Source organism: Verrucomicrobiales bacterium, assembly GCA_016793885.1.
GTDB lineage: Bacteria > Verrucomicrobiota > Verrucomicrobiia > Limisphaerales > UBA11320 > UBA11320.
The window spans coordinates 1-3,352 of the sequence record JAEUHE010000096.1 but is presented as its reverse complement, the minus strand read 5'-3'; the positions used below and the strand labels follow the sequence as shown (position 1 = coordinate 3,352).

Below are 3,352 nucleotides of genomic sequence, written 5' to 3'. Positions count from 1 at the left end.
CTTAATAAACTCCGTCACTGTTTGGGGACTCGATACGTCGAGGTGCTTAGTTGAGTTTTTCATGTAATACCGCTAGCACACCTCAAACAGTGACTTTGCTCAACTGCATGGATTGGGCTGAAGGCGGAACTCCGTACGGGGGACCAGCCACTTCACCGCATGGAGTTCCCACTTCAGTGGGGGCCGCGTCCGCCATGACCCATGGAGTGAGAGCTTACCGGGGGCGGACTGAAAAACCTGAGGCTCGGAGGTAAGGAGTTCCCACTTCAGTGGGGGCCGCGTGCGCCATGACCCGCGGAGGGAGAGCTTACCGGGGGGGCCGAGTAGAAAACTTCGGGCTCGCTTCTGCATACGTCGCCCTTTCCGCCTGAAGGCGGAACTCCGTACGGGGGACCAGCCACTTCACCGCATGGAGTTCCCACTTCAGTGGGGGCCGCGTCCGCCATGACCCGTGGGGTGAGGGCTTACCGGGGGCGGACTGAAAAACCTGAGGCTTGGAGGTATGGAGTTCCCACTTCAGTGGGGGCCGCGCCCGCCATGCCCCGTAGGGTGAGAGCTTACGGGGCGGGCTGGAAAACTTCTGGGTCGTATCCGTGTAGGTCACCCTTTCCGCACCAGGCCTCCTCCAAAATGAGTCACACCCGCACTCTTCACCCCACTGAAAATTTCTTATCGCGTCCTCGTCGAGTTACGCTAGTTTCGCTGCGCCTGGAGCACTTGAGGTGATCTCGTGAGTGACTTGATGCGTGGAGAGAACAGCGAATACGAACGAAGGTCTATCCAGTGGATGCCCGGATGTAAGGGGTTGTCCTGGGCTCTCGTGTGCTGGCTGGCTGCAGGCCTGGGTGACGATGTCGCCCAAAGCACGACGCTTCCCCCCAGATCCGCTCTTCCCGGCCAACCCCTCCCTCATTTTTGCACAAGTTACCCCGGCTCTGAGTCGCGAAGTAAAGGCACGAGCAACTTGGGAACCGCGATGGTCACCACCGGGGACGTGTCCCTGGTGTACATTCGCGTGCGATTTCCCGACGAGCCCCCGGAGCCCGTCCTGTTCGAGGAGGTCAGCAACGATCTCACCCAGGCGACGGCAGCCCTGGAGTCAATCTCCTACGGTCGATGCCACCTGCACTGGACGATCACTCCCGTTCTGACGCTTCCCAGATCGCGCGACGACTATGCCGCGGGGGATGGCCTTCAACGGCTTGCTGAATGATGCTCGAGAGGCCGCCCAGGCGCAGGGAATCGACTACACGCGCTTCAACCTCGACGTGGTGCGCCATACTGGGATTGCGGGCCTCGCGAGCGGAAGCGCTAACGTGGGGAACCGCGGGCTTCAGCTCTCCGCCTCAGGTTGGTTTCTCTTGATTCACGAAATCGGCCACAACTTCGGGCTTCACCATGCCAACTTATGGGACACGAAGGGTTCCGATCTTCCGATAGGCTCGCCTCCCCTGCCCTCCGACTCTAAGGAGTTTGGGGATCCGTTCAGTATTCCAGTTCATCCGAACGGTGCACTCGGCCAGCCCACTCTCACCGGCCCTGGCCAATCCCTCGAATACGGCGATCCTTGGGATTTCATGGGATCAGGCGGAGATCACTTCAGTATGCCCAACCGCACGGAACTAGGGTGGGTGGATGAGGACACCATTGCTCGTGTGACCCAATCAGGCACCTACCGTCTCTATGCCTCAGAGACGCCGCGCCTGATCAACGGACGATTCTATGCCCTTCTCATTCCGGCACGCGAGCATGGCCTGTGGGTGGAGCTTGCACCCACCAACCCGTTGTATCCGAACGCCGGCGCGATCCTCCGGTGGACCCAAACCGATCGTCAGGTCGGAACGGACTTGCTGCAGCCGAGCGTCGCATTCGTGAATGACTCTTTCGAACGCACACTCCCCCTGGCAGCCACGTTCTCGGACCGCTTCCGCAATGTTCATGTGACACCCATCCAAGCCGGCGGCTCCGGGCCCGAACGTTGGATGGATGTCGTGGTCGAGCTGTCGCCCAGCTCCTCGAATCGACCACCGGTCGTGGGCCTGAGGGCCGACCGACTCCAGGTGAAGCCGGGAGAGCCAGTCGTCTTCACCGCGGGAGTGGTTGACCCCGATGGCGACGATCTGTCCTGGCACTGGAACTTCGATGATTCTACCACCGCGCTAGCGTCCAACCGGGTCGAGAAGATCTGGTCGGAGGTGGGTGAATATGTAGTCCAGCTAGAGGTGAGCGATCGCAAAGGCGGCGTGGGACGCTCCCACGTGGTGGCGCGGGTCGGCCAACCCGCCACCGCCAAAATAGCGGGCCGGGTCACCGATGATTCCGGAACTCCAATCGCCGGCGCCCGTGTGCACGGCCTGGCCGTCGAAGGAAAGAACCGGACTCTGCGCTGGATGATCACGGATTCGGACGGCCGCTACACGCTGACACAACTCGGGCCGGGCGTTTACACCAATGGAGCATTCGCGTTCGGATTCAAAATGGATCCGGCTTCGGCTCTAGAGATCACCGGATCGGAAATCAGGAACCAAGATTACCGAGGTCGGGCATTGCGCCGGGTGGACATCGAGAGTCCCCGAATTATCTCCGAGGGAGCTGGATTGACGACTGTGTTCACCTTGACCAGAACCGGACCGATCGATGACCCATTGGAGGTCCCCTTCCAACTCTCCGGCACGGCCGAACCAGGCCGGCACTATGTCGAGCCGTCGGTTCGATCGGTGTTCATTCCATCCGGCAGCCGGACGGCGACGCTAGCGCTGGAAATTCTGGATGTTCCGGGAATTGAATCTTGGAAGACCATCCAACTCAGCGTCGACATTCCGGTTCAATCGGAACATCGACGCGCCGACGGGCGAGTCTACCACCGCTTCTACCCGGGGCTCGATTGGGAGGGCATCGGGGGGCAAGCCTTCTGGACCCTGACCGACCCGGTCTTCGTGCCAGGCGCGAGCGCCACCGCGACCATTGCCGATGACGACCTACGGCTGGAGATCGGGGAAGATGAACCCAGCCGCTTTACGTTGAGGTTCCGCGGTGAGCCCGGCACATCCATCACGATCGAAGAAAGTCGCGACCTGGTACGATGGGTTCATCTATCGACCCAATTTCTTCCACGCACCGGCATCAGCGAGTATAAACTAGCCAAACCAAAGACCGGCCACCGATTCTTCCGGCTAGTCTTCCCGACACAACCGCCTCCGTAGGGCTCGCCCCCCTATGGACCGCGCGTGGCATGCCACCGCTTTTCCTTCTCGCCACCCTATACCCTCCAAGTGACGAGGAACATGGTATGCGAAGACCACGTCGCTGCATTCCGGAGGGGGGAAACGTCCGGGGACGGACGTCGCTACAA

Annotated in this window: 2 protein-coding genes; both read left to right on the top strand. The window is 60.8% G+C overall.

Annotated features, from left to right (window positions below; all coding sequences use genetic code 11):
- Window positions 1-730 precede the first annotated feature (730 nt).
- Window positions 731-1,213, top strand: coding sequence for a hypothetical protein (locus JNN07_11195; GenBank protein MBL9168297.1), 483 nt, complete (start codon window positions 731-733; stop codon window positions 1,211-1,213).
- Window positions 1,188-3,203: a PKD domain-containing protein gene (locus JNN07_11190; GenBank protein MBL9168296.1), complete on the top strand. Its 2,016-nt coding sequence runs from the start codon at window positions 1,188-1,190 to the stop codon at window positions 3,201-3,203. Before JNN07_11195 ends, JNN07_11190 begins: the two co-directional genes overlap by 26 nt.
- Window positions 3,204-3,352: the final 149 nt, after the last annotated feature.